The 1,922-nt window shown below is 30.5% G+C and carries 3 protein-coding genes and 2 pseudogenes; 1 reads left to right on the top strand and 4 read right to left on the bottom strand.

Going from position 1 to position 1,922, the window contains the following annotated elements; genetic code table 11:
- Positions 1-191 (top strand): annotated as a pseudogene (locus tag GNY06_RS00495) (IS256 family transposase); the annotation flags it as partial.
- 145 nt (positions 192-336) lie between these two features.
- On the opposite strand, the gene GNY06_RS13390 reads toward GNY06_RS00495, so the two are convergent.
- The 4 genes and pseudogenes from GNY06_RS13390 to GNY06_RS00480 all read right to left on the bottom strand — a co-directional run.
- On the bottom strand, positions 337-561 hold the full coding sequence (locus GNY06_RS13390; RefSeq protein ID WP_176589918.1) for a hypothetical protein: 225 nt from the start codon (positions 559-561) through the stop codon (positions 337-339).
- A 129-nt stretch (positions 562-690) separates the two neighbouring features.
- The gene (locus GNY06_RS13385) at positions 691-936 is read right to left on the bottom strand and encodes a hypothetical protein (RefSeq protein ID WP_176589917.1); all 246 of its coding nucleotides are present in this window, start codon (positions 934-936) and stop codon (positions 691-693) included.
- Between the two features lie 562 nt (positions 937-1,498).
- On the bottom strand, positions 1,499-1,681 hold the full coding sequence (locus GNY06_RS00485; protein WP_166518332.1) for an IS1 family transposase: 183 nt from the start codon (positions 1,679-1,681) through the stop codon (positions 1,499-1,501).
- An 11-nt stretch (positions 1,682-1,692) separates the two neighbouring features.
- Positions 1,693-1,922, bottom strand: a pseudogene (locus GNY06_RS00480) (hypothetical protein); the annotation flags it as partial.

Raw genomic sequence — 1,922 nt, 5'->3', positions numbered from 1 at the left:
GCCAGATACGCAAAATCACCAAAACTAAAGGTGCTTTTCCTTCAGAACAGGCACTGATGAAGCTAATGTATCTGGTAATACAGAATATCAGTAAAAAATGGACAATGCCTATCCATAACTGGGGTATAGCATTATCACAACTTTATGTTAAATTTGGAGAGAGAATTCTCAAGGAAAAAAACAGCTTTTGAGGAGCATTAATTTAGAACCTGACACAGTTCGGGTGACACTCCCATGGTCCTTCATTTTTACCCTCATCTATCATTCTAGTTGTGAAAAACCTAACCGTTAGATATAAAATTCTTAGTTCAAATTTTTTATCTATTCGCTTTTGTATTAATGCAGGAGGAAAAAATCTGGAACGCTATCAATGTGACCATTTATTATAGTAATCTTCATCATAATTGACTCCTTGTTAACAACTAAATAGCGACAATTTTCAAATGGTTTTGTTATAAACTCTTTTCCATTATTATTTTTTATGATATTAATAAGATCTGCTTTTGAAGTTAACACAAAAGATTCTGGAATCATTATTTCATATTCTTGTGCTATTTTCATTTGCAATAATTTATTTTCTGTGGAGAAAAAAGGACTGGTCAACCACTTTAAGTCTTTTTCTTTTTCAATTCACTAAAAAAGGATTAACGAAAAGCTGCTGCTTCATAGCTGTAAAATGCAGAATATGATTTAGATATTTTTTGTCAAATAATTTCTGGTTGTCTCATCTATACTGGAAGAGTGCTTTCTAAACCATACAACTTTAAACCTACTAACATTAATACCTTGAATACTTAAACTATTAGTTTGAAAATCAACAAACACGTCATTATAAAGCTCATCATTGATACTTATAAAAGGTAGCCTCCACTTAAGAAGCCAATCAATAACAAGATCTGTTGTTGGTTCAAAATCTCTTGAGATAATTAAAATCATTTAATACATTTAAAATTATCCATTAAAAACTGGGCATCTTTTTCTGTAATAGTTTTAGAAACAACAAGCGTTACCTTATCCTTTTCATTGCATTCAAGCGTTTTAGTATAATAACCATCAGGATATTTTTTTTTCTACATATATAAATATCAATGAAATTTTCAAATAAATAGGGATCGGTATAGTAAGTTGTATATCCAAATAATATTTTATCGGAAGTTGCGAATGACCTCATATTTTTTATTGATTTATCGTTCACCATCTTCTTATACTGATTTATATCATATGCATATGTAAAGCCCCCAAATAATAACATTGTTATTTTCATTTTCTCATTAGTATACCTATAATAGCTACCATCTACATGAAATTCGGTCTTTTTCTGGAATAGAATTATAAGCCGAGTATTTACTATATGCAGTACAACGAATTAATGATAATCCACAAAATATTAAGGACATATAAAAATATGTATTTAACATTCTTTTAAAAAGGAATTTCGGCATAGCTAATCGAATATACATAGTGTTTTATTACGATGGTGCATTAAGAGAAGTATCGCTCATCTGAGCATTTCTATTTTTCTAGAATAGCATTTAGACTTTCTTCTCATTCTTGCTAAAAAATGCCTAAACAAACTATTATAAGCTTCTACGGTGAATGTTTCTGATTTTGTCTGAAGATGCTTCTCTTTAGGAACAATGCTTTCGTTGCTTTTCCAGTGACCACTTGCGATCTTCTCCATTTTGTGTTGTTTTATTGTTTCCCAAAACTATTCTGCGGTTTGATGGCTTCTGTCACCAATAACGAAATTGATGAATCTTTTTCCAAATCTATCAACAGCAATCCAGATCCAACAGTGTTTTTTTTACGCCCTATATAAGTGTGCATTTCATCTAACTCTACCACTTTTATTTCCTTAGATTCACATTGCAATGATTGTACTTCTTGACCAAAACTACGAATCCAATTCAAAATAGTGACAT

Origin of the sequence: Elizabethkingia argenteiflava (assembly GCF_009904105.1) — a bacterium.
GTDB classification, from domain to species: domain Bacteria; phylum Bacteroidota; class Bacteroidia; order Flavobacteriales; family Weeksellaceae; genus Elizabethkingia; species Elizabethkingia argenteiflava.
The sequence above is the reverse complement of the archived record's forward strand: the minus strand, read 5'-3'. Positions and strand labels throughout refer to the sequence as shown.

What these genes read in the sequence shown, in the direction of transcription:
- GNY06_RS13390 (WP_176589918.1), bottom strand. Translation starts at nt 561, where the DNA reads ATGAAAATAGCACAAGAATATGAAATAATGATTCCAGAATCTTTTGTG.
- GNY06_RS13385 (WP_176589917.1), bottom strand. Translation starts at nt 936, where the DNA reads ATGATTTTAATTATCTCAAGAGATTTTGAACCAACAACAGATCTTGTT.
- GNY06_RS00485 (WP_166518332.1), bottom strand. Translation starts at nt 1,681, where the DNA reads ATGGAGAAGATCGCAAGTGGTCACTGGAAAAGCAACGAAAGCATTGTT.